Source organism: Trichocoleus desertorum ATA4-8-CV12 (genome assembly GCA_019358975.1).
GTDB classification, from domain to species: domain Bacteria; phylum Cyanobacteriota; class Cyanobacteriia; order FACHB-46; family FACHB-46; genus Trichocoleus; species Trichocoleus desertorum_A.
In genome coordinates this window covers 58,653-80,683 of sequence record JAHHIL010000007.1, presented here as the reverse complement: position 1 = coordinate 80,683, position 22,031 = coordinate 58,653, and the positions used below count along the sequence as shown (strand labels likewise).

Sequence of the window (22,031 nt, the reverse complement as noted above, 5' to 3'; positions counted from 1 at the left end):
TTCACTCAGTCTGTAGCTGCCATTTAGCTGTTGTTTGGTTGCGAAAGGCTAGCGATCGCGACAATCAACTCCACCGGATCAATCGGTTTAGACAAATGTACCTGAAACCCAGCGGCGATCGCCTGTTGCTGATTCACTTCTCCGGCATAAGCGGTAAGAGCAATGGCTGGGAGAGGTTTGCCTAGTTCGGAGGTAAGGGCTTTGACCGCTTGCAGCAAGGCATACCCATCCATTTCGGGCAAACCAATATCGCTAACCAGGACATCAGGCTGAAATTCTAGTAACAGTGCTAAGGCTGCTCGCGCTGAAAGCACTGCCATGACTGTTGCCCCCGCATCTTCTAGCACAAAGGTCGCGAGTTCGAGGTTGTCTGGCTCGTCATCTACTAGCAATACCTTTACCCCTTGCAAATTTGAGGCGCGATCGACTGGAATGACGGCTCCAGTGGTTTCGGAAGTGGTCGTGAGCAAAGGTAACGTAATGGTGAAAGTTGCGCCTTGTCCTTCTCCGGGGCTTGCTGCCTGCGCTGTCCCCCCATGTATTTCAGTTAAGTGTCGCACGATCGCCAACCCCAACCCTAAGCCCCCAAAGTTGCGCGTGGTAGAACTGTCGGCTTGACGAAAGTAGTCAAATACATGGGGCAGAAATTCGGCATCAATCCCTTTGCCTGTGTCCTTGACCGTAATTTGAGCTTGCAGATCCATATAACTGAGGCAGACTTCGACTCTACCGCCGATCGGGGTGAACTTAATGGCATTGGAGAGCAAATTCCACAGGATTTGTTGAAGACGAGCCGCATCTCCAGCAATGAATTTGCCACGAGGTTCTAAGTGAGTGGTAATTTGTATCTGCTTGGCTTCAGCGGCCAACTGGATGTTCTCTAAGGCTGCCTCAATAGTAGGAACTAAGTCTACCGGAGCGGTATCTAGGTGCAGTTTGCCGCGCAGAATTCGAGAGATGTCGAGGAGATCTTCAATTAACTGAGTCTGAAGCCGAGCGTTGCGCTCAATGGTCTCTAGAGCATAATTGACCTTAGCAGCATCCAATTTGCCACTGCGAAGCATTTGCACCCAGCCAATAATCGGGTTGAGAGGCGATCGCAATTCGTGAGAAAGCACAGCCAAAAACTCATCTTTGAGTTGATTTGCCTTTTCCAGTTCTTTAGCTTGTTGGCGAAAGCGTTCTTCCGAAAGTTTCAATTGCTGCAAGGCTGATTCATACTCGCGGCGGAGTTGTTCTTTATCCAAGCTCTCTTGCACTGCGATCGCCAGACGATACAGTGGCTTGCCTTTCAGCACATAGTCACTCAGCCCCTGCTTCATGCCCTGCACCGCCACTTCCTCAGAACCACTGTTGGTAAACATGATTACCGGGCAATGAGGATAACGGAATTTGACGGCTTGCAGAATCTCTAAGCCAGTACTCCAGCACAATTGATAGTCTGTAATCACTAGCTCAAACTCCTCTAACTCTAGAGCTTGAGCAAACTCATTGGCCTCGCCTACCTCTTTGACCTGTACATCAGAAAATGTTTTCTTCAACTCGCGGATGGCGAGCAGGCGATCGCCCTGATTATCATCAATCAGCAGGACACGGAGCATGACGACTTCGGGGGTGGAATAGGAATTTAGGAAGAGGTTGATGTAAGAATAAAAACAGGTTACAGGGTCAGTAGGCACGCTGGGAATTAGCCTTAAGACGGTTTAGCCGAAAAATCCCTCACCCCAAAGATTTCTTAGTATCAACCCATACCAACTCGGTTCAAGCGGTTGAGGTGGCCTGTAGTTCTAACCAAAAACGGCTACCCTGACCTAACTCGGACTCTACGCCCACGTGGCCTCCCATCCGCTCCACTCCTTTACGAACGATCGCCAGTCCTACGCCTGTTCCGGGATAAGCCTGCCTCGTATGCAGCCGCTCGAAGACTTGAAAAATCTGCTCCTGATGTTCTAGGGCAATACCAATGCCATTATCTTCAATCCATAAGCGTACCCACCCAGCATGCAACTCTGCCCAAAGGTGAACCTGAGGCTGTCTATCCTTGGGAACAAATTTCACCGCATTGTTTATTAGGTTGGCGATCGCCTGGATTAGGGTCAGACGATGCCCCACGACCTCTGGCAAGGGGTGATCTACGCTCACCTGGACTTGTCGGGCTTGCAGTTCATGATCCATCTGTTCCAACAGGTTGGTGACTAATTCGCTAAGGCTGAGCGGTTGCAGTGTAATCTGAGCGCGGGATAATCGCCCATATTCTAGTAAATCGCTTACGAGTTGGTTGGCTTGCTCCGCAGAAGCAGCAATCTCCTGGGCATACTTCTGTCCAGTGGGGTCTAGGCGATCGCCGTAGTCTTCTAACAGCGCTTGAGATAACCCCTGCATGGCCCGCAAAGGGGCTCGGAGATCATGCGAGGCGGAATAAGTAAAGATTTCCAAGCCATCAATGGCTTCTTGTAAAGCCTTAGTGCGCTCGACAACTCGTTGCTCTAATTGGTTGGTATAACGCTGTAGTTGTTCTCGCAAGCGGGCTTGTTGCAGAGCGATCGCCAGTTGGTCGGCGACTTCGCGGATAATTTCTTGATCTTCAAGGCTAAAGACATCGCGTGGCTTTGCCACCAAGAGCAAATCTCCTAGAAAGTCACCCTCAACTTTAAGACCTACGGCTAAAAAGCTATGGTATCCAGCTGCCAGCACTTGCTCTAAACCAACCCAGCGCTCAGGCAAATCTGCCAGGTCTGGGACATACCAAAATGGCTTGCGGTTGCGTGCGGCTTCAATCGGCAAGCGATCGCTGATAGGCATCACAGTTCCAGCCCGATCACTTGCAATTTCTCCCGCTAGAATGTGCAGTTGATTAGCTTCCAGGTTAAACAATAGCACCGCAGACTGATCAGCAGGCACCACTTCAGTCAGGTGAGACAGAGCTGCCTGAGCGATAGCGGCTGGAGTCTCCAATCTCAGAATTGCCTGGTCAATCTGGTGCACAGTTTCTAATCGCTGAACCGATCGCCGCAGTTGGGCTTCAGCTTGCTTCCGAGCTGTGATGTCAAACCGAATAGCGAGATATTGGAATGGCTTGCCTGCTGTATCTAAAAAAGGAACAATAGTGGTGGCAACCCAGTAATAAGTCCCATCTTTAGCTCGGTTTTTAATCTCTCCGCGCCAAACTTCTCCCTGAGTAATGGTGGACCAAAGTTGCCGAAAAAACTCCGGTGGGTGATAGCCAGAGTTGATAATGTGATGAGTTTGACCAATGAGTTCATCTCGGCTAAATTGCGAGATTTGACAGAACTGCTCATTGACCTCTGTGATCACACCTCGACTATCTGTAATCGCCAAAATTGCAGCTTGATCCAGAGCAAACTTAAAATCAGACAAATCTTTGAGCAGATCCCGCTGAATCAACTCCGCCCGAATTCGCTCGGTCAGATCCCGCGCCACCCCAATCACGCCAATGATGTTTCCTTCAGCATCGCGGTAAGGATCTTTGCGGGTGAGAAATATGCGGGTTTCACCTGCTACGGATAAAGGTTCTTCCAAAGTTTGCGAGATCCCCGTTTCGATCACAGAGCGATCGACTTTTTGCAGTGCGATCGCTTGTTCTAAAGGGATTAAATCTGTATCGGGTCTCCCTAAAATTTCTGCCTTCGGCCTATTAAAGACGCGCACTGTTGCAGAGTTGACTAATTGATATCGCCCCTGGCGATCTTTCACAAACACCAAATCTGCGGTTCCTTCAACCACTCGCTCTAGCAAGTTGTAGCTTTCTTGCAATACTTGATCACTGCGCTTGCGTTCTGTAATGTCGCGAGTAACCTTAGAAAAACCACGCAATTGCTGATTCTGGTCACGGAGGGCCGTAATCACTACGCTAGCCCAAAATAGAGAACCATCTTTGCGTCTGCGCCAACCTTCGTCTTGAAAGTGCCCTGTAGCGATCGCTTGCTCTAGCCCCTGGTTAGGCTTGCCGTCAGCAATATCCGCTTCGGTATAAAAAGTCGAAAAATGGTGTCCCAAAATTTCTGCAATGCGATATCCTTTGAGCAGTTCCGCGCCGCTATTCCAACTGGTCACGTATCCTTGAGGGTCTAAACCAAAGATGGCATAGTCCTGAACACCCTGTACCAAAAGGCGATATTTCTCTTCGCTTTCGGTCAAGGTGGCGATCGTCTTCTCGGCTCGTCGCTTAGCTTGACGCAAGCCTTCATTCAGGTAACTAATGGTGATGCCTTCAAAGACAAAAATGGCTACTCGCGTGCTATTCGCAACATCAAGGGCTGGAAAGCTGAAATGGGGTTGTACAAAGAAGTATGTCCCTACCAGAGTGCATAAGGATGTGGCTAAGAAACCTGCCCTGAGCCCCCCGTACCAGGCGCTAAACATCACGGGCAGAATGAAAATTAGGAGAGGAGCATTATCATTCAGCAGCGGTACGAGCAAAAATCGCAATAGTAGAGTGAGCAGTGTAGCCAAGACTGCAACACTGTAGCCTGATAGCAGCACCTGCTTTGCTCTCACCTTTGCCAACCTTTTTGTAGGGGACGTAGAGACACCTAGTAGTTTAGTCAGTCTCTCCCAAAAATTGACAGGCCACTAGTGGCTCCTAGAGAAATTCTTCAAACTTGACCGATGCCTGCTTGAAGTATCAGATTCAAGATACTGAGCGGGCTGAGACGGATGGTTGGTGTTGATTTCATTCTTATGAGATGGACGGCTAGGGTTGATTTCATCCTTAGTTGTATTTCTAGCCAGCGATCGCCGTGTTGCTAGTAAGCGCTCAATCTGCTGAAGCAAGTCTACTGATTTCACGCTTTTACTCAAATAAGCATCTGCCTGCAAATCAAGCTCTGCCACATCATTCAAAATATCTTCCGTAAAAAAAGATGAAATTAAAATGACCAAAGGTGGATTGTCCAAACGCTGCTTGAGCTTGCGAATGACATCAGGGCCATCTGTATCTATTTGGTAACGTCGTGGCGGCATGGAAAAGTCAATCAGAGCTAGATCAAACTGGTCAGCTTGACGCAGAAAAAGATCTGTATCTGTAAAAGTAGACACAGCATACTGGTGTTGACGCAGCCTAGTTGCCAAGATGAAGCACCAAGACTCGTTATCATCGACGATCGCAATTTGATACATTCTGAACCCGTATTGCTCTCTAGTAGATGTGAATACTCCTCCTCCACTTCTAGTCTAGATTTGGCAATATACAAACTACCTTTTGAGGGAATTACTAGCCCCAGAACTTGCCCTATTACTTGCCCTATCAGAGGCTGAGTTAGACCCCCGAAAGGCTCTAAAGCTCTAGGCCTTGTGTTTGCTGCGACTCCACAGCAATAGCGCCGCCATCGCGATCGCTCCACCAAGGGCGGTTACTAAAATGGCCGAAGTCGCGACTTGACGCAGGGCGATCGCCACAAAGGCCCAAATGAACACCGACGTAAAAGCCACATCAGCCCGCTGCACCGCGACGATTGACCCAATTATTGCTCCCACTACTAGCATCACCACCGTCCAACTAGTAGCCCCCAAACCCCAGCCGTCCCAACCCGAACTGTACAGGGCTGAGGCCACATTGACGATCGTGGCAACCGAGATCCAACCCAAATAGACGCTAAACGGGGTCTGGGCAAACCACTGGCGATCGCGTGGGACTCGACCTGTACCAATCCCTAATCGCAAGTAGGCACCGATTAACGACAGCAAAATGGCTAACATAGCCACGACCGAAGGCCAGAATAGTTGCAGCGTAAACAGATAAACCCAAGCAATCTGCGCTAGGCAAGCGACAATCAGCAGCGTATCCACCCGCCGAATAGTAGGATCTTGACGCTGGGCAGGGCCAAACTGATATACCCCGTAAGCAATCAGGCCAATATAGATCAAGCCCCAGATGGCGAAGGCATAATTAGCGGGCGTAATCTGCACCCCGCCCAGGATGGTATTAGCGACCTCGCCAATATTTAATCCGGCGATCGGGAAAAAGTTTGAGAGCGCATTTACCAACAACGTGGCAATAATGGCGACAAGGGTGGCGATCGCTAAACCGATACCAACCCGCGATCCTGCTTGAGATTCTGGTGGGGACACTTTCATAAAACTGCCAGAACACTTTGAATAAGGTCTTCCAAATGCTGCTCACAAAACTTCTCGGCTTCTTCTAGAGACATGCCTCGCTCTAGGGCGTAAGTTTCAAACGCATTGTAGATGATAGCCGTAGCGATGTCTCGTTCTTCCGGGCCTGTCGCCCAACGCAGCTCAACACAGCCTCGGATAATTAGATTAACCAGTTGACTCTCTTGTCTCAAATCCGCAATCAGTTCGGCTGCGACGCTCTGAGAGTTGTCCGAAGGGTTCTTACTCATAGAATTAGTGAACACCTCCTTCCAGTCTAAACAGCATTAATTAAGGTTGGGAGTTGGCACAGATGAGAACTGGTTGGATAGTTTTTAGGCATATCACGATCGCCCTCTAGTTAGATGTTCCCAGACATTAAGTGCGTTATGGTGCCCAAAATTGCTCCAGAATTGCTGTTATATCTTTCGGTGACAACGCGATCGCAGTGCCTTAAACATTGCTATAAAAACCAGTTGCTATAAAAACCAGTTGCTATGAAAACCATCCGCTTACCCTCAGGTCAATCAATCCCAGTCTTGGGAATGGGCACTTGGCGCATGGGAGAAGCCGCTAGCCAACGCTCAGCCGAGATTACCGCCTTACAGCATGGTCTAGATTTGGGGATAACCTTGATTGACACCGCAGAGATGTATGGCGAAGGTGGCGCTGAAAAAGTGATTACTGAAGCAATTGAGAGTCGGCGATCGTCAGCGTTCATCGTCAGCAAAGTATACCCGCACAATGCCTCCCGACAAGGCGCGATCGCCGCTTGTGAGCGCAGTTTAAAGCGACTTAAAACTGATTATCTGGATCTGTATTTGTTGCATTGGCGCGGCTCCGTCCCCCTCTCCGAAACGCTAGAAGCCTTTCAAACCCTGAAGCAAGCGGGCAAGATTCGGGATTACGGAGTCAGCAATTTTGATGTAACTGACCTGCAAAAAGCAGCCGATCTACCTGGAGGAGACGCGATCGCCACCAACCAAGTTCTTTACAACTTAATGCGTCGTGGCGTTGAGTGGGATCTGTTACCTTGGTGCCGCCAAAACAGCCTTCCCATCATGGCTTACTCACCCGTAGAACAAGGTCGCCTACTCACCCACCGCACTCTACAGCAAATTGCTCAACAGAGGGGAGTCACCCCTGCTCAAGTCGCGATCGCTTGGCTCTTGCACCAAGAAAACGTCATCGTGATCCCCAAATCCAGCAGCATCGCCCACGTCGAAGAAAATTACGCCACTCTCGATCTACAACTCAGCCCCGAAGATTTAAGCGCTCTAGACAACACTTTCCCACCCCCTGCTAAAAGAGTTGCTCTTGAGATGTTGTGAGCTAAGAGCTGGGATGAAAAGGCGATCGCTATTTCAACGGTATATACAAAATTTGGCCCTGACATTCGTCCTCAAATTCCGATAGCAAAAGGACATCATCGATTACCTGACCAATTGGTGTGTCTTGTCTAACCTCAACAACACCAGCCATCAGGAGTCCTGTCGCTAGACGTTCGTAAGCATATTTTGTAATCGTTCTAACATCATGAGTCAGCAAAACTCGCCGTTCTTGTGCTGCCCACTCTAAAAGAGTTGGATCATCAATCCCACTCAAACCTATGTCCTGTAACCGAACAATATCAACCCCCGGTTGCTGACGAAGTAAGCCGCGAACAATAGCAGATTTGAAGTTTTCGTCAGCAACAAACTTAACAAGCACAGCGAGATGCTCCCCACAGGTAGGTAGAAGTATACTAATTTCTAGGCACCAACCTCACAGAAACTATGAGCTTAGTCATCACTGCTGAACCAGTCCCTCTCGTTGTCAATTCCGATGGAGTTGTGCTTGTCAGTGGGACGAGAGTTCCTCTAGAAACGATTATTGCGGAATTCAACCAAGGAGCAACCGCCGAGGGAATTGTGGAGCAGTATTCTTCGTTGAAATTGGCTGATGTCTATGCAGTAATTAGCTATTACTTGCGTCATCAAAACGAAGTTGACGTTTATCTACAGCAGCAACAGCAACGCTCCCAAGCAGTTCGCCAAGAAAACGAGCGTCGGTTTTCATCAAATGGGCTGCGCGATCGCCTCCTCGCCCGCCGTTTAGCAAGTAGTGAAGCGCAAAACCAACTACCAAACCAGATTGGTTAATGCTTCTACTAAAACCTGATTTTGCTCTTCTGTGCCGACTGTAATTCGCAACTTATCGTCTAAGCCAGGTTGATTGAAGTGACGAACCCAAATGCCTTGGTCTTTCAGGGCTAGATGAATTTGCTTCGCGTTTCCTTGGGGTGGTTGTGCCAGCAAAAAATTAGTTTGGGAATCCCACACATAAAAGCCTAGTTGCTTTAACTCTTGGGCTAACCACGATCGCGAGACTTTCACTTTAGCCACACAGGCATCTTTATAAGCTTGGTCTCGCATTGCCGCAGCACCGACCAGAGCCGCGATCGCATCTATGTTGTAGATATCTTTGACCTTAAACAATCCGCTTAATAACCTGGGGTGAGCAATCCCAAAACCGAGCCGTAGACCTGCCAGAGAATAGCCCTTAGAGAGGGTGCGGAGGACAATCACATTTTCAAACTCTTCTACCAGAGGCAACGCCGTCTCTTCAGCAAAGTCTACATAGGCTTCATCAATTACCAAGACCCCGGTTAATTTGGTTGCGAGATCTCGCAGATCTGCGATCGCTACACTATGCCCAAAAGGACTATTGGGTGCAGGAATCAAGGTAACAGCACCATTGGCGGCTGCGAGAGCCTCGATTGGTAAGTGCCCCTCCACCTCAGCCGGAACTTCAACTAGTCTTGCAGCTTGCATCTTCGCTAACAGGGGATACAGCATATAGCTGGGTGTGGGATAAACGACTCGGCGTTCTTCTGCGGCACAAGCTCGCACCACGACATGCAGCAACTCATCACAACCGTTGCCCACGATAATCCAAGCTATAGGGACGTTTAGAACTGTCGCGATCGCTTGGCGAAATTCGGCAGCGTTTGCATCTGGATAACGCCGGAGATATTCTAGGTCTAAATTTTGTAAAACCGTTGGAATGGTGGGGGAAGGAGGATAAGGATTTTCGTTGCTGTTGAGCTTGATGATTGGGCTACCAGGTTGGAGATACGGGCTGGGGCGATGACCCGCCATAGCCTCAATATGAGGGCGAAAATAACTCGGCATGACTCTCTTAATCGGGCCTTACCCCACAGGAAATCACCCTTAAGTTTAGATGTTCCAGTGTTTAAACTGGCCCCCCAATAGAAAAACCCCTGGGCGTCTGTCCGTGTTTCGACTCCAGGGGGTTTTCTTTTCTAACTTTGTTCCTCACACATTTATATCATCGTCCTAAATCGGCAGAAGTGTGTCTTCCTTATGACAGATTTAAAACTGGCTCAAGCCCTTCACCTTTCATCCACCCTGCGGAAACGCCTTTATTCTTCACTCAGATCCACAGGTGGAGGACAGACAAAGCTAACGAGCTGCTGAGTTTTCGGATGGGTAAAGGCTAGCTGATAAGCATGGAGATAATAGCCACAATCTCCAGGGACGGGTAATTTCTCAGTGGTGATGGCGGGTGGCAGTGCTGGTAAACCTCCAACCCCATAAAGCGGATCGCCGACGAGGGGGTAGCCAATGGCAGCAAGATGAATCCGAATTTGGTGAGGTCGTCCCGTCTGAATCGTGACCTCCAGCAGCGTGGTTGTGGTCTTACGTTGGATGACGCAACCTTCACTGTGAGCGAATAACCCATTGGAACTTGCGCCGTAGATGTAGCCTAAAACAGGGTGTGGAATCTTGCCGATGGGCTGGGTAATGGTAAATTGATTTTCCAGCGTTGGGGCAGCACCAATTAGCGCTCGATAAACTTTATAGATTTGGCGATCGCGCATTTGCTGGCTCAAGTTGGCTCTAGCCAAGGGCGATCGCGCAATCAGCATCAAGCCTGAGGTACCTCGACCTAGCCGATGAATGGGTACGGGTTCTGTTTGGGGATAGCGCTGTTGCAGTTGCCAGAGCAAGGTATGTTCCAGAAAGCCGCCTCCGGGCAAGACGGGCAGACCGGAAGGCTTGGCGATAACCAGCAAGTCTGCATCTTCGTGCAGCACCTCAAAATCGAGCGGCACCTCTGGTTCTGACCAAGGGGGACGGTGATAGGTCAAAGATTGCCCGGTTTGCAACTGAGTATTAGCCTCCACTGGTTTGCCATCCAGCAGCACTTGCCCGGCGCTGATTCGTTCCTGCCATTCTGCTGGGGTGGAGTGGCGATAGTGTTGTGTGTAGTATTGCAAAACGGTCAAACCAGCTTTGGCGCGAGTTACTTGTTCTCGATAAACCCAACCTCGATTCATACCACTTGGCCTGTCCCTAAACCCGCCCAAATTCTGACTGTAACAGCATTATTAGCGCTGAGTAGGCATTAAGGCGATCGCAAACCGCATCTCTCACAGTTCATTATTTCTCTAAAGACATTCCGCAGACAGTAGACTGTTGAGAGAATCGACAGTTACCGTTGGAGGCAGCAGTCTAGTCGAGGCAGGGTAGCGTCATGGTGCGATTACAGTTGTGGCAGTGGGTGGTTTTGGCCCTTCCGATCGTCAGCATCGTTGGGTTTCTACTCATCGCTGCCGGAGTCCAGATCCACGAATGGCACCTCAACTGGATCTGGGCTGTATTTACCTTGGGCTTGGTTGCTTGGCGGTGGATATTGGTGCGGTGGACTCAGCCTGCCTTCGACCAGATAGAAGCGGTAATGGCAGAAGTGAGCGCTGAACTGGAATCTTCCTCAGGTGCCATCACAAAGTCGCCTGAAGGCAAAGACACCACCAGTAAAGCAGAAGTCGCTTTCCAAGAAGTGTTGCAAGCAGCCCAAAGCGATGGCCCGATTTGGGAAGACTGGCAAGCCTTCTGGAATCGCTGTCAGCAGTTAGTCACGGCGATCGCCCACATCTACTATCCAGAAGTCAAATATCCTCTACTCAACATCTACGTGCCCCAAGCCTATAGCTTGATTCGGGGTACGGTGGATGACCTCGATCAGTGGATGCAAAAGCTCTCTCCAGCCCTGAATCAAGTCACGGTGGGCCAAGCTTATCAAGCTTACGAAGTGTATCGCAAACTAGAGCCTTCAGCTCGCAAGCTATGGAAAGTTTTGGGCTGGGCACAATGGTTTTTGAATCCTGCCGCTGCATTAGCTAAGCAGGCTAGCCAACGCTCTAACAGCCAAGCAACCCAGGAACTCCTAGTAAATTTGAGTCAACTGGTGCGGGAAGCAGCGCTACGAAACCTGTGTCGGCAAGCGATCGCCCTCTACAGTGGCGACACCTTACCTACCGCCACCTTCTCGACAACCACCTTCTCGACAGCCTCCCCAACCCTCCCCCAAGCCAAAACTCAAACCCTCCGCGACATCCTCTCCCAAACTGAATCGCCGGAGGTAGTGGCACAAAAACCTGTCAATATTTTGCTGGTAGGACGTACAGGCGCGGGCAAAAGTAGCTTGATCAACACTCTCTTTCAAGCCGAGTTGGCGGAAGTAGACGTTTTACCCAGCACCGACCAAATCCAGAACTACCATTGGCAAGCCCAAACAGGCGAAACCCTAACGCTGTGGGATACCCCAGGATACGAGCAAATTAACCGGGCCGAGCTGCGCGAGCAAGTACTGGACTATGCCACAACTGCCGATCTCCTTTTGCTGATTACGCCTGCTCTAGACCCAGCTCTGCAAATGGATGTAGATTTCCTGAAGGAGATCAAAACCGAGATTACCAACCTACCTGTAATCGTCATTGTCTCTCAAGCCGATCGCCTGCGCCCTATCCGCGAGTGGTCTCCTCCTTACGATTGGCAATGGGGAGAACGCCCTAAGGAGAAAGCGATCCGAGAAGCAACGCAATATCGCTCGGAGCTGTTAGGAGAGTTTTGCAACCGAGTGCTCCCGATAGTCACTGGCGATCGCCAAACAGAGCGAACCGCCTGGAACATAGATGCCCTTTCACTAGGATTAGTAGAAGCGATCGCCCCTGCCAAGCAACTACGTTTAGCTCGGTTTTTGCGCGATCGCGAAGCCCGCACAGTGGCAGCAGCCAAAATCATCGATCAATACACCTTCCAAATGGCGACCACTCAAGGACTCACTGCTTTGCTCAAAAGCCCAGTCCTCCAGTTTGTCTCCACCATGACCACCGGATCTCCTGCCTTAGCTCAACTGCTGATGCAGAAAATTCCCGTAGAGCAATTACCTGTAGTGATTGGCAAATTGCAGATGGCCTATGATTTATTCTCGCTGTTGGGTTCAGGAGATACTAAAACGCGCAATTTTGACTTACTGGCTCTCTGGCCGCTGTTACTAGATAGCCCTGTCTCCCCAGAGCGAAATGCTTGGGCCTTTGGGCATGCCCTGGTGGAATACTGGACTCAACATCTTTCAGTAGAAAAGCTTCAAGAGCGATTTGAATTTTATTTGCAACAAGTTTGAGCTATCTGGATCAATTATTAAGCGGTGCGTTTCGCTTCACGCTTACATTGAGTGGTTAAAATGAAACCTGAAGATGAATTCAAACATTTACAGTACGGTGCTGGACATAGCGATGGTATTGAAGGAGTTGGATTACTACTCTTCAAAGTTTATTGTCAGGGCAATTCAAATACTGTTTTGAAAAATGCCCGTGAGGTTCTTGAAATAGTGCTACAGCAATACGATACATTTTGGCTATCTGAGGAGGATTGGAGAGGAAAATTGCCTTTTTGGTTTGTTACAGCCTGTGCGCCTGAACGTTCGTTAGCAGAAGTAGAAGAAGACATAGTTAAATGGCGGGCACTTTCCAGTGAAGAACAGCAATGTCAGGCGGAGGAGGAAAGCTGGTCTGTCATGGAATGGATTAGCTGGTTTGAACCTAGCGATGATCCCTTTAACCAACGTACTTGGTTTTGGTGGGACGCATCTATTAAAGATCCCGATCTACTAGTAGTTACTGTTGAAGTAGTAGATATTCCCGTTCCCCTAGGAGCGTTGCTCTGGCTATTGAAAGCATCAGGAGCATTGAAGATAGAAGAGGCAGAAAAAGACGATACGGTATCTTCATGGCACTTGAGCTAGCAGTAGAATTCATTAGAGCGATCGCACTGATAGCAGGGTAATTGCAGATGAACCTGCTAGAGGGAAGTAAGTGCGATCGCCCATTTTGTAAAGCGCGTCGCAGCACCAAATAAAATTGGTCAAGCTGTTAACGTGTACCGAAATAAAAGTGATTTTGTACATAGAACACTGGGATCGCCACAATGGTTAAAGACATAACCAACAAAATCATTTTTGCTCTCTCCCAGTCATCACTTTGGAATCGAAATAAGTTTCTTACTCATTTAGAAGTGCTTGCCCAAGCAGTTAAGGGTGGGATTCTAGACTGGGACGAATATGCTGGTGAAAATTGGGGAAGAGTTCTAACTTTAGGGGAACCCATCGTCTACTTACACAAATCTGCTCCTATAATTTTTATTCAAGAGAATTTTCAAAATCTAGTTGCACAATCTGAAGATTTGCATTGCTTACTTTTTTCTCATGTGGATGAAGAAATTTATGCTTTAGATGAGAAATTTTTTGAGCAATGGTCCGAGGGGCGCTCTAAGTCAGGAGGATTAAAAAATGAATCTTTATCAGTTAGTGATATATGGTGGGCGACTGTACTCTAGATAAAAGCGATCGCCTTTTGAGCGGTGCGTTGAGCTTCGCTTAACACACCGTACGCCTCATGGTTTTCGGTACGCTCTCTTTCTTGACGCAGCTCAGCAAAATTCGAGTAGAGTTCTTGACCTATCACTTTAGTTGCAAAAGGTTGACTAGTAAATCGTCCTAGCCAAGCGCGATCGCCGTAGAGTAAATGGTTCAGCGTGCCATGAATCGACTTAAAGAAAGCGCCTCGATCCTGCTTACGCTCCGCATCTGGAATTTCAGCACAGACAGCATAGAGTTTCTGGTTCATCCATTGGTTATACGCCGCCATCGTTTGGCAGTATTCACTATCAATCACAGACGGCTTCTTATGATCAGAGGGATAGATTTAAACTAACAAGACCTTTAAGTGGCGCAGATTCTTCTACACCACTTAAAACCATTACATATATTTTTCTGGAGGGGATCTAGGAGACGCAGCCGTCCCTCAGCAGGGGTTTGGGGGCAGGTGCCCCCAAAGGCTTGGCATTTAGCTCAAACAGAGATTACCAGAGACCCTGAACTCCCTCATCAGCCGTAGCACCTGTAGGTTCTTCTTCTGCACCAGTAGTCGGGCTGACTTGATCATCACCTTGAGTGGTAGCAGGAGCGGTTTGGTTGGGCTGAGTTGTGGTAGAACGCTGAATCTGAGTTTCGCTCTCTACAGATCGCTGAATTGTAGCATCTGATTCACCTGTAGTCTCTGTAGTAGAACCAGCAGGTGACTGCATTTGCTCCATTGTCGAACCACCAGTAGGCTCATCGGTAGGAGTAGCTTGCTGAGTACCCATCCCGCCAGTTGAACCACCCGTTGGTTGGCCCGTAGTAGGCGTAGATTGAGCCGTCTGACCGCTGCGATTATAGGGAGCCTCGCTAAAAATACTAGGAGTAGGATTCACTTGGGCACCAGCGGGCAAACCAACCAAAGTGGTAGCGCCAAGAACACCTGTGAGAATCGCAAGAGTTTTGCTTAAGTACTTATGTCCGTTCATTTGTATCTCCTCTACCTTAGTCCTAAAAAAGGATTTAATTGCTTTTAAATCGATGTTTTGGGTTTCTACACCAATGCAGCTTATGGCAACCCGATATTTACGAAGTGTAAATAGCTATCAGCAGCTCGTTGTCTCCCTTCAGACGGATGTTGCTCTACCTTAAGGCTGAGCTTGCTAATAAAAGGCTGAAAACTCGTTAATTGTTAGAAAAAAATCAAGAAAACCTGACCTAGGCTCCCCCAGTTCACGGAGTCACCTTAACAGGTGTACCCAAACTCACTGTTTGAAAAAGTTCCTCCACATCTCGGTCATACATCCGCACACAACCGTGTGAAGCCGCCCGACCAACCGATTCCGGATTTGGGGTGCCGTGGAAGCCAATCCAATTCTTACCATTGGTCCAAAAGCCAATCCAGTAGCGGCCTAAAGGATTTTCAGGATCTCCTCCCTTCACCGATTCACCTGTTAGAGGATGAATCCAACGCGGATTCCGTAGTTTTTGCTGTACCCGCCAAGTTCCTAAAGGCGTTTCCCAACCAGACTTACCAACCGCGATCGCATAGCTTTTAACTGCAACATCTCCTTGATAGAGCGTTACCCGCCGTTTACTGCGGCTGATTTCTAAACGCATGGGTTGCTCAACGGAGGAGTTGGCTGGAATGGCCGCTGGTGCAGATGGTGTAGATGGCGAAATTGATCCTGGTACTGATGTCGGCGTTGATGGTGAGATCGGTACGGTCGGAGCTAGTACATCAGCAGCTTGCGATAGTTGAGGGACAGAAACAGGTGCTAGTAAACCTAACAGCAACGGCAAGCTAACTCGATGGAGTAAGTTCAGCATTGTTATCTTTTGACTGCATCTCATGAGTTAAAGCAATGCTATAGATAAAAGCAGCGACAAAGCAAACCCGCATCCGTCACAAGCAAGAAATTTAGCTGCTGGTATAGCAGTACTGATAAAGGTTAAGACGGGGTACAGGGGTTTCACCCCTGGCTGGGGGCGAAGCCCCCACACCCCCTTTGCCCTAAACTGGATGCGTAGCACTATAATTATCCAAGGGCAATTATTCAGGATTGAGTGACACTTCCAACAAGTGGAAATGAGGATGGTCAGGATTGGCTTTTCTCAATAAAGGCAGGGAGACGTTATAGACCGGGATATTGCTGCTGGTATGCCCTTCTAGCTGACCATTGTGAGCGTGACCATGAAAAGCCGCTGTAACTGAGTAACGATTTAGCGGTTCTTCCAAACGGCTAGAACCTAAAAAGGCAAAGATTTCCGACGGCTCTCCCTCAACCGTTTCTTGAATTGGGGCATAGTGCAGAATGGCGACTCGATGAGGCGTTTCTAGTCGAGCTAAAGCAGCTTCCAGCTTTAATGCTTCATCTACGGCTTCATGCACAAACCGCTTGATGCCTGCTTCTCCCCAAGCTCCCAACGCTTTAGAGCCAAACCCGCCAGCAAAGCCTTTGACTCCTGCAAAGCCCACTCCTGCAATTTCGCAGGCTTCACCATCTAGAATCTTGACCCCAGCCTGTTCCAAGATCTCCTTCACCTCGTCTTGCTGACCTGACTCATAGTCATGATTGCCAAAGACTGCGATCGCTGGAATCCTGGCTGCGGTCAATTCCTTGACTAAAACATGCGCTTCCTCTGGCAAGCCGTAATCTGTTAGATCACCACATAACAACAAAACATCTGCTTGCTCGCTCGCTTGCGAGAACAGCGGTGCTAACTCTCCCTGAGAGGTTTTAGTGCAATGAATGTCTCCCACTGCGGCTATCCGCACACAGTCTGTTTTGCGAGTATCGTTTGCGATCGCCATTCTTTACCTCCCGTCCCAGTTTGCTGGTTGCTTCTGCCCCCGATCATGCCGTGACTGAGGTAGGCTTACCTGTTTCTTGAGGTATATTTCCTTACTTCTGAGAACTCGAAGCGAGGGAGCAGGTTCGCTCTCTGGATTGAGGCGATCGCTCTACGGTTGCGTCAGGGTAGAAGATACCACTTTAGCCGCCCGTATTGCCGTCTCAGCAAGTGTATTAGCGGGGGCTACTTGTTCAACTTTAAAATCATTTTTAGAGAACCACAATGCAGTCCCACGCCATACACTTAGCTGATCTTGACCCGCACATTCGCGACTTTTATTGTCGATCGGTCCGGGTCTTGCAACAAGCTAAAGTTCCGTTCTTAATTGGCGGCGCTTATGCCTTTGAGCGCTATACGGGCATCGCTCGGCCCACAAAAGATTTGGACCTGTTTCTGCATCCACGAGATGTCCAGCGAACCTTTGAGGTCTTTGCTGCGGCAGGATATGAAACAGAACTATCAGTCCGTCATTGGTTAGGTAAAGCCTTTTGCGGCGATAACTTTGTGGATCTAATCTTTAGCTCCGCCAATGGTTGCGCCCCGGTTGATGATGTTTGGTTTGAGCACGCCATCACCGAAGAAGTGTTAGGAATGACGGTACAAATCTGCCCCATTGAGGAGACAATCTGGTCTAAGTCCTATGTGATGGCCCGCGATCGCTTTGATGATGCGGATATTGCCCATCTATTGCTAGCCTGCGGTCAGGAATTAAACTGGTCACGCTTGCTATCTCGGTTTGGAGGTCATTGGCGAGTGCTATTCAGTCACTTGGTCCTGTTTGGCTTTGTCTATCCCGGAGAGCGATCGCGCATACCAGAGTGGGTGATGAATCAGCTGCTCCAGCAGTTGCAGCAGGAAACTCAAGCAGCTCCAAATTCAGAAAAGATATGCCAAGGGACGCTCCTAGCACCATTGCAATATCGGCCTGACATTGAGGAATGGGGCTATAAAGATGCTCGGCTTCATCCTCCCAGCAATCTCTCTCAAGCTGATGTTGAGCAGTGGACAGAGCATTTAATTCAAGAAAAAGAGGCTTAGAAGTTGTTTGAAAAGTGATGCTGGTTACTCGGACAGCCCCTAACCCCTAATATTGGCAGGGTGGTTTGATACAACGAAAGCGTTCCGAACCAAGCCCCCCTAGCCCCCAAATTATAGCCCTAGCGGGCATAGCAGAAAGGGGGGGACAAGACTCAAAGTCCCAAAGGCAAGACTCAATTTAGGAACTGGAGCTTTGCAATGGTAGCCTCAGTTAACTCAATGCCCTGCGGGTCTACATCGCGAGCCTCCGACTGAAAGAAAACCAAAACAACTTGTAACTGCTGCATCGTCACAGGCACACCCAAACCCGCTTTAACACCAAAGGCTCTGGCAATTTGGTGCCGCAGAAAGTAAGATTCTGATTCCGCAGACACATCGACCATCCACTCTGGAGCTTGGGTAGCCCACACTCGTCCGGGCAATCCTTCCCCAGCCTGCAACACAAACTCTTGACTACAGGCGTGAAAATGCTCCCAATCAAGTTGGCGATCGCGGCTCAACCGAGTCTGAGTTTGCCATATTGAACTGATGTGGAGCATTTTGTCAGCGATCGCGACCCAAGCTTCGCCATACTCCCAACCGATCGTTTCACAAACCGTTTTGAGCATCGCCTTAAGAACGGGATCAATCTTTGATAAGTCAGATCTTGGGGAGGTAGCAACCAGTAAGGGTGAACAATCTTCTATCACTTGTGTTGGCTCGCTCATGGAAAGGTTACGCCTCAAGGGTTGAATCAGGGCTACCGACTCTGCAAATGCAGGACAAATGCAGGGGGAAATCAGTCCTAGCTTATTCTGAGAAATTGGCCCAAGATTTTCGGTAGCAAGGCCGACTGTTTGAGGCGAGGTTAGATTAGCTGTAGTATTGCTTGCGTTGCTGCGATGCTTAAATCTAGGGTGTTGAAATCAGGATGGGCTGGTAAGCTCTAGGACACTGGGCCTGATTTTGATTAACCTTGAGAAAATAAGCGATCGCACACCCCGACTCACAGACAAGGACGAGACCAATGAAGCGCCAGAATCAAGACATTTTTGCATTGGTACCGCGTGGCGGTATTGCCCTCTCTATCCTCCTACTGTCTGTGGGTGTTGCCAATGCTCAACCCACGCGCTCCAAAACGTTACTCCCTCTAGACTCCAGCCTGGTTGCTCAGCAGTTGGATGTCTTGCCGTCGGGTGAACTCATAGCGCAAGTGCCGTCCAACGAAGTCGTAGCAGAGCAGGTGCAGGCAGAAGTTAACCGCACCTTAGGACGTGCCATTACCTTATTTAATGTCTTGTTGACGGTTCTGATTGTGCTGCTTGGCACCGCGATCGCCACACTTTGGTTCTTGCGCCGCGCTGTGATTAACGAAATTGCTATCCGCGCCAAAGAGCAGATTGAAGAACTGGGGACGTTGGAAGTACAGGTCACGAAAGCCACTGAAGATGCCAGAGACGTCCTCGATGCGGCAGAAGCGATCGCTGAGCGAGTGGAGCATGAAGCCAAAAATCTGCAAAAACGCATGGCCCAAGAAAAAGGCCATCTTGCCGATCTTGCTATTGACTTGAGCGAAACCAAATCGCAATTATTAACCGAATTACAAACTCAACTCCAAACCGCGAAGCAACGATTAGCTGAATTTGAGTCAGACTTTACGACGCATATTGCCGAGCTGCAATCGGGTAGCCAAGAACGTCAAGCTCGAACTCTAGAGACTTTTGCCATTGCAGAACGCGATTTTGCCACCCAACTCACCCAACTCCAAGCGATCGCCCAACAACACAAAGAGTCGATCGTGGCTGACTTAGAAGCCGTCAAAGCCGAATTTACCCCGCAAGTCACCGAGCTGCATACGGTAGCCCAGCACCAGCAAGCGGAAGTGCTAGAAAAACTGCACCAGTCGGAGCAACACTTCGTCGGGCAGCAAGCAGAAGTACTAGAAAAATTGCATCAATCGGAGCAACACTTTGTTGGGCAGTTGGCCGAGTTTATCGCGATCGCTCAACAACGCCGAGATGTGACACTGCAAGACCTGGAAACAGTCAAAACTGAGCTAACCCCTCAACTGAGCGAATTGCACACCGTTGCTCAACGGCAACAAGAACAAGTCCTTCAGGATTTGCAGCGATCGGCCCAAGGGTTTACGGCTCAACTTACCGACTTGAAAACCACAGTCCAACAGCAAAAAGAGCAAGGCATCGGCAATCTAGAAGCAGTACGCTCTGACTTTGCTTCATACTTGGTGCAATTGCAGACAGCCGCCCAGCAACAACAAGAGCAAGTTTTACAAAAACTCCAGCAGTGGCAACAAGACTTTGCCATGCAGCTCACTGATTTACAGGTCAGCTTGCAGCAGCAGCGTGATCAAGGCGTGGGCGACTTAGAAACCGTCCGGGCTGAATTTGCGGCGCAATTGGCACAGTTGCAAACTGGGGCACAACAACACAAAGACACCATCCTGCAAGACCTGGAGCAGCTCAAATCTGGATTTGCCCCTCACTTAGCCGAACTCGAAGCTGCCACCCGCCACGAGCAGGAACAAGTCTTGCAAGGGTTGCAGCGATCGCAACAGGACTTTGCCGCGCAACTAGCAGCGCTCCAGGCCGCAGTGCAACAACAGAAAGATCAAGGCTTGGGCGACCTAGACCGCGTTCGCTCCGACTTTGCCGCTGAGTTAGCCCAACTGCAAGCCAGCGCCCAGCAGCACAAAGAAACGGTATTCCAAAGCCTGGAGCAACAGAAAACCGATTTTGCCCCTCGTCTGGAAGTGCTCTACACCAACGCCCAACGCCAGCAAGAGCAACTTCTCCAGCAATTGCAAAAGTCACAGCAGGACTTTGCCAATCAACTGGCAGGGTTGCAAACGGCGGTACAACAACAAAAAGATCAAGGCTTGGGCAATTTGGAGCAAGTACGAACTGACTTTGCCGCTCGGTTGGCTCAGTTACAGCAAGACGCTCAAACTCAAGCACAACAAAAGAGCGTCCAAATTTTGGGCAACTTGGATCGCGCCGAAACCGAATTTGCCACCCAGTTGGTACGGCTTCAAACTGATACAGGCAACCATAAAGACGCTGCCGTCCAGAATCTAGAGCAGTTAAAGTCAGAATTTGCCGCCCGCCTAACCGAACTGCAAACTGGGGCACAGGCTCAAAAAGATCAGATCTTGCAGCAACTCGCAGAGATCTCACCGCAACAGATCGCGGAAGGTTTCATGTCCGATATGCAGCAAAAATTGCAAAGCCTGAGCGAACAGATTGCCACTGTAGCAGCCGCGCAATCGCAACTTCAAACCCTGCGTGACCAAATTACCGCTTTAGAATCTGCGACTCAGCCGCAATTACAAGCGCTAAACGACCAAATCACGACGGTGCAATCTGAAATTCAACCCCAGTTGCAAACCCTGGCTGAGCAACTCACCACCCTCCAGACCAACCGCCCAGAGCTATTCCTGCGGCCTGATGAATTTGTGGAGCAAGGCAATCGCGCCTTTGAAGCGGAGCGGTATGAAGAAGCGATCGCCGCCTTTGACAAAGTCTTGGAACTCAACCCCAGCCATACAGACGCGCTCTACCACCGGGGTTTGGCCCTGAAGGAATTGCAACAGTACGATGCCGCCTTTGCCACCTTTGAGAAAGTGGTGCAAACGGAACCCAATAATTACAAAGCATGGCTGAGCCGTGGCTTAACCTTGGGTCGCCTGAAGCGTTACGAAAACGCGATCGCCTCCTTCGATCAAGCCCTAGAGCTAAAGCCTGACTATCACGAAGCTTGGGTTAACCGGGGCGTAGCACTTGGCACCCTACAGCAACCCAAAGAAGCGTTCAAGTCCTTCGACAAAGCAGTACAGTACCAACCAGATGATGCCGTGGCTTGGATGAATCGAGGCTTGGCACTGCTGGAAGTGCAACAGTACGAAGAAGCGATCGCCTCGTTTGATAAAGTAATTGAGCTGAAGCCAGAATCCCCCAAAGCTTGGGATAAGCGCGGTTATGCCCTAGTGCAGTTAGGCCGCGACCCCGAAGCCCTAGAAAGCCTAGACAAAGCCTTGAAGCTGCAACCAGACTATGCAAGTGCAGTCTACAACAAAGCCAACTGCTACGCCCTACAGGGTGAGGTAGAACCCGCGCTACAAAACTTGAAACGCGCGATCGAACTTGATCCGAAGTACCGGGAAGAAGCCAAAACCGATATCGCCTTCGATCGCCTCTGGGAAGATGAATGGTTCCGCCAGTTGATTGAAGCCTAGAAATTGCCTAAGGGTAGGGGCGAAGCATTCGGTAAATCGATTCTCTCTGAGACTCAAAATCGCTGCCCGAATGCTTCGCCCCTACGGT

21 protein-coding genes are annotated in these 22,031 nt (G+C 49.4%); 7 read left to right on the top strand and 14 right to left on the bottom strand.

Going from position 1 to position 22,031, the window contains the following annotated elements:
* Positions 1 to 23 precede the first annotated feature (23 nt).
* The 5 genes from KME12_08840 to KME12_08820 all read right to left on the bottom strand — a co-directional run bounded on the left by KME12_08840 (position 24) and on the right by KME12_08820 (position 6,365).
* A complete protein-coding gene (locus KME12_08840) occupies positions 24 to 1,364 on the bottom strand; it encodes a hybrid sensor histidine kinase/response regulator (protein MBW4487883.1) in 1,341 nt (446 codons plus the stop codon).
* Positions 1,365 to 1,761: 397 nt separating this feature from the next.
* Positions 1,762 to 4,518: a PAS domain S-box protein gene (locus KME12_08835; GenBank protein MBW4487882.1), complete on the bottom strand. Its 2,757-nt coding sequence runs from the start codon at positions 4,516 to 4,518 to the stop codon at positions 1,762 to 1,764.
* Positions 4,519 to 4,593: 75 nt separating this feature from the next.
* Positions 4,594 to 5,139, bottom strand: coding sequence for a response regulator (locus KME12_08830; GenBank protein ID MBW4487881.1), 546 nt, complete (start codon positions 5,137 to 5,139; stop codon positions 4,594 to 4,596).
* Positions 5,140 to 5,304: 165 nt separating this feature from the next.
* Positions 5,305 to 6,096: a tryptophan-rich sensory protein gene (locus KME12_08825; protein MBW4487880.1), complete on the bottom strand. Its 792-nt coding sequence runs from the start codon at positions 6,094 to 6,096 to the stop codon at positions 5,305 to 5,307.
* Positions 6,093 to 6,365, bottom strand: coding sequence for a hypothetical protein (locus tag KME12_08820; GenBank protein ID MBW4487879.1), 273 nt, complete (start codon positions 6,363 to 6,365; stop codon positions 6,093 to 6,095). The genes KME12_08825 and KME12_08820 overlap by 4 nt, the downstream gene beginning before the upstream one ends.
* A 246-nt stretch (positions 6,366 to 6,611) precedes the next feature.
* Here KME12_08820 and KME12_08815 point away from each other — a divergent pair, with 246 nt between their 5' ends.
* On the top strand, positions 6,612 to 7,445 hold the full coding sequence (locus KME12_08815) for an aldo/keto reductase (protein ID MBW4487878.1): 834 nt from the start codon (positions 6,612 to 6,614) through the stop codon (positions 7,443 to 7,445).
* Positions 7,446 to 7,473: 28 nt separating this feature from the next.
* Here KME12_08815 and KME12_08810 read toward each other — a convergent pair whose 3' ends face one another.
* Positions 7,474 to 7,824 carry a DUF5615 family PIN-like protein gene (locus KME12_08810; protein MBW4487877.1) on the bottom strand — a complete coding sequence of 117 codons (351 nt, stop codon included), beginning with the start codon at positions 7,822 to 7,824 and terminating at the stop codon, positions 7,474 to 7,476.
* 65 nt (positions 7,825 to 7,889) lie between these two features.
* Here KME12_08810 and KME12_08805 point away from each other — a divergent pair, with 65 nt between their 5' ends.
* Positions 7,890 to 8,255, top strand: a complete 366-nt coding sequence (locus tag KME12_08805) for a DUF433 domain-containing protein (protein MBW4487876.1) — start codon at positions 7,890 to 7,892, stop codon at positions 8,253 to 8,255.
* Here the strand turns inward: KME12_08805 and hisC are convergent.
* Both hisC and KME12_08795 read right to left on the bottom strand, forming a co-directional pair.
* Complete coding sequence (hisC, locus tag KME12_08800; GenBank protein MBW4487875.1) at positions 8,235 to 9,287, bottom strand: histidinol-phosphate transaminase; 1,053 nt, start codon at positions 9,285 to 9,287, stop codon at positions 8,235 to 8,237. The genes KME12_08805 and hisC overlap by 21 nt on opposite strands.
* A 251-nt stretch (positions 9,288 to 9,538) precedes the next feature.
* Positions 9,539 to 10,456 (bottom strand): RluA family pseudouridine synthase, encoded by a 918-nt coding sequence (locus tag KME12_08795; protein MBW4487874.1) that lies wholly within the window; start codon positions 10,454 to 10,456, stop codon positions 9,539 to 9,541.
* Positions 10,457 to 10,653: 197 nt separating this feature from the next.
* On the opposite strand from KME12_08795, the gene KME12_08790 reads away from it, so the two are divergent.
* Together KME12_08790 and KME12_08785 are read left to right on the top strand one after the other, a co-directional pair.
* On the top strand, positions 10,654 to 12,585 hold the full coding sequence (locus tag KME12_08790; GenBank protein MBW4487873.1) for a GTPase family protein: 1,932 nt from the start codon (positions 10,654 to 10,656) through the stop codon (positions 12,583 to 12,585).
* 60 nt (positions 12,586 to 12,645) lie between these two features.
* A complete protein-coding gene (locus KME12_08785; protein ID MBW4487872.1) occupies positions 12,646 to 13,206 on the top strand; it encodes a hypothetical protein in 561 nt (186 codons plus the stop codon).
* A gap of 12 nt (positions 13,207 to 13,218) precedes the next feature.
* On the opposite strand, the gene KME12_08780 is transcribed toward KME12_08785, so the two are convergent.
* Positions 13,219 to 13,368, bottom strand: a complete 150-nt coding sequence (locus KME12_08780) for a hypothetical protein (protein MBW4487871.1) — start codon at positions 13,366 to 13,368, stop codon at positions 13,219 to 13,221.
* Between the two features lie 20 nt (positions 13,369 to 13,388).
* Between KME12_08780 and KME12_08775 the strand changes: the two genes are divergently transcribed.
* Entirely contained in the window at positions 13,389 to 13,796 is a 408-nt protein-coding gene (locus KME12_08775; GenBank protein ID MBW4487870.1) for a hypothetical protein, read from the top strand.
* Here the strand turns inward: KME12_08775 and KME12_08770 are convergent.
* The 4 genes from KME12_08770 to KME12_08755 all read right to left on the bottom strand — a co-directional run bounded on the left by KME12_08770 (position 13,793) and on the right by KME12_08755 (position 16,633).
* A complete protein-coding gene (locus KME12_08770) occupies positions 13,793 to 14,107 on the bottom strand; it encodes a hypothetical protein (protein ID MBW4487869.1) in 315 nt (104 codons plus the stop codon). The two genes, KME12_08775 and KME12_08770, sit on opposite strands and share 4 nt — an antisense overlap.
* A 214-nt stretch (positions 14,108 to 14,321) precedes the next feature.
* Positions 14,322 to 14,807, bottom strand: coding sequence for a hypothetical protein (locus tag KME12_08765; GenBank protein ID MBW4487868.1), 486 nt, complete (start codon positions 14,805 to 14,807; stop codon positions 14,322 to 14,324).
* A gap of 244 nt (positions 14,808 to 15,051) precedes the next feature.
* Positions 15,052 to 15,648, bottom strand: coding sequence for a L,D-transpeptidase family protein (locus KME12_08760; GenBank protein ID MBW4487867.1), 597 nt, complete (start codon positions 15,646 to 15,648; stop codon positions 15,052 to 15,054).
* A 223-nt stretch (positions 15,649 to 15,871) separates the two neighbouring features.
* Positions 15,872 to 16,633 (bottom strand): metallophosphoesterase, encoded by a 762-nt coding sequence (locus KME12_08755; protein ID MBW4487866.1) that lies wholly within the window; start codon positions 16,631 to 16,633, stop codon positions 15,872 to 15,874.
* A gap of 263 nt (positions 16,634 to 16,896) precedes the next feature.
* On the opposite strand from KME12_08755, the gene KME12_08750 reads away from it, so the two are divergent.
* Positions 16,897 to 17,712, top strand: coding sequence for a nucleotidyltransferase family protein (locus KME12_08750; protein ID MBW4487865.1), 816 nt, complete (start codon positions 16,897 to 16,899; stop codon positions 17,710 to 17,712).
* 173 nt (positions 17,713 to 17,885) lie between these two features.
* Here the strand turns inward: KME12_08750 and KME12_08745 are convergent, their stop codons facing one another.
* Positions 17,886 to 18,419 (bottom strand): GAF domain-containing protein, encoded by a 534-nt coding sequence (locus KME12_08745; protein MBW4487864.1) that lies wholly within the window; start codon positions 18,417 to 18,419, stop codon positions 17,886 to 17,888.
* Positions 18,420 to 18,718: 299 nt separating this feature from the next.
* On the opposite strand from KME12_08745, the gene KME12_08740 reads away from it, so the two are divergent.
* On the top strand, positions 18,719 to 21,943 hold the full coding sequence (locus KME12_08740) for a tetratricopeptide repeat protein (protein ID MBW4487863.1): 3,225 nt from the start codon (positions 18,719 to 18,721) through the stop codon (positions 21,941 to 21,943).
* Positions 21,944 to 22,031: the final 88 nt, after the last annotated feature.

Excerpts from the sequence above, each read along its gene's own strand:
- KME12_08785 (MBW4487872.1), top strand. The coding sequence starts at position 12,646 with ATGAAACCTGAAGATGAATTCAAACATTTACAGTACGGTGCTGGACAT.
- KME12_08790 (MBW4487873.1), top strand. The coding sequence starts at position 10,654 with ATGGTGCGATTACAGTTGTGGCAGTGGGTGGTTTTGGCCCTTCCGATC.
- KME12_08770 (MBW4487869.1), bottom strand. The coding sequence starts at position 14,107 with ATGGCGGCGTATAACCAATGGATGAACCAGAAACTCTATGCTGTCTGT.
- KME12_08815 (MBW4487878.1), top strand. The coding sequence starts at position 6,612 with ATGAAAACCATCCGCTTACCCTCAGGTCAATCAATCCCAGTCTTGGGA.
- KME12_08765 (MBW4487868.1), bottom strand. The coding sequence starts at position 14,807 with ATGAACGGACATAAGTACTTAAGCAAAACTCTTGCGATTCTCACAGGT.
- hisC (MBW4487875.1), bottom strand. The coding sequence starts at position 9,287 with ATGCCGAGTTATTTTCGCCCTCATATTGAGGCTATGGCGGGTCATCGC.
- KME12_08820 (MBW4487879.1), bottom strand. The coding sequence starts at position 6,365 with ATGAGTAAGAACCCTTCGGACAACTCTCAGAGCGTCGCAGCCGAACTG.
- KME12_08775 (MBW4487870.1), top strand. The coding sequence starts at position 13,389 with ATGGTTAAAGACATAACCAACAAAATCATTTTTGCTCTCTCCCAGTCA.
- KME12_08830 (MBW4487881.1), bottom strand. The coding sequence starts at position 5,139 with ATGTATCAAATTGCGATCGTCGATGATAACGAGTCTTGGTGCTTCATC.
- KME12_08745 (MBW4487864.1), bottom strand. The coding sequence starts at position 18,419 with ATGAGCGAGCCAACACAAGTGATAGAAGATTGTTCACCCTTACTGGTT.
- KME12_08740 (MBW4487863.1), top strand. The coding sequence starts at position 18,719 with ATGAAGCGCCAGAATCAAGACATTTTTGCATTGGTACCGCGTGGCGGT.
- KME12_08760 (MBW4487867.1), bottom strand. The coding sequence starts at position 15,648 with ATGCTGAACTTACTCCATCGAGTTAGCTTGCCGTTGCTGTTAGGTTTA.
- KME12_08840 (MBW4487883.1), bottom strand. The coding sequence starts at position 1,364 with ATGTTTACCAACAGTGGTTCTGAGGAAGTGGCGGTGCAGGGCATGAAG.
- KME12_08780 (MBW4487871.1), bottom strand. The coding sequence starts at position 13,368 with ATGTACAAAATCACTTTTATTTCGGTACACGTTAACAGCTTGACCAAT.
- KME12_08825 (MBW4487880.1), bottom strand. The coding sequence starts at position 6,096 with ATGAAAGTGTCCCCACCAGAATCTCAAGCAGGATCGCGGGTTGGTATC.
- KME12_08755 (MBW4487866.1), bottom strand. The coding sequence starts at position 16,633 with ATGGCGATCGCAAACGATACTCGCAAAACAGACTGTGTGCGGATAGCC.
- KME12_08795 (MBW4487874.1), bottom strand. The coding sequence starts at position 10,456 with ATGAATCGAGGTTGGGTTTATCGAGAACAAGTAACTCGCGCCAAAGCT.
- KME12_08805 (MBW4487876.1), top strand. The coding sequence starts at position 7,890 with ATGAGCTTAGTCATCACTGCTGAACCAGTCCCTCTCGTTGTCAATTCC.
- KME12_08750 (MBW4487865.1), top strand. The coding sequence starts at position 16,897 with ATGCAGTCCCACGCCATACACTTAGCTGATCTTGACCCGCACATTCGC.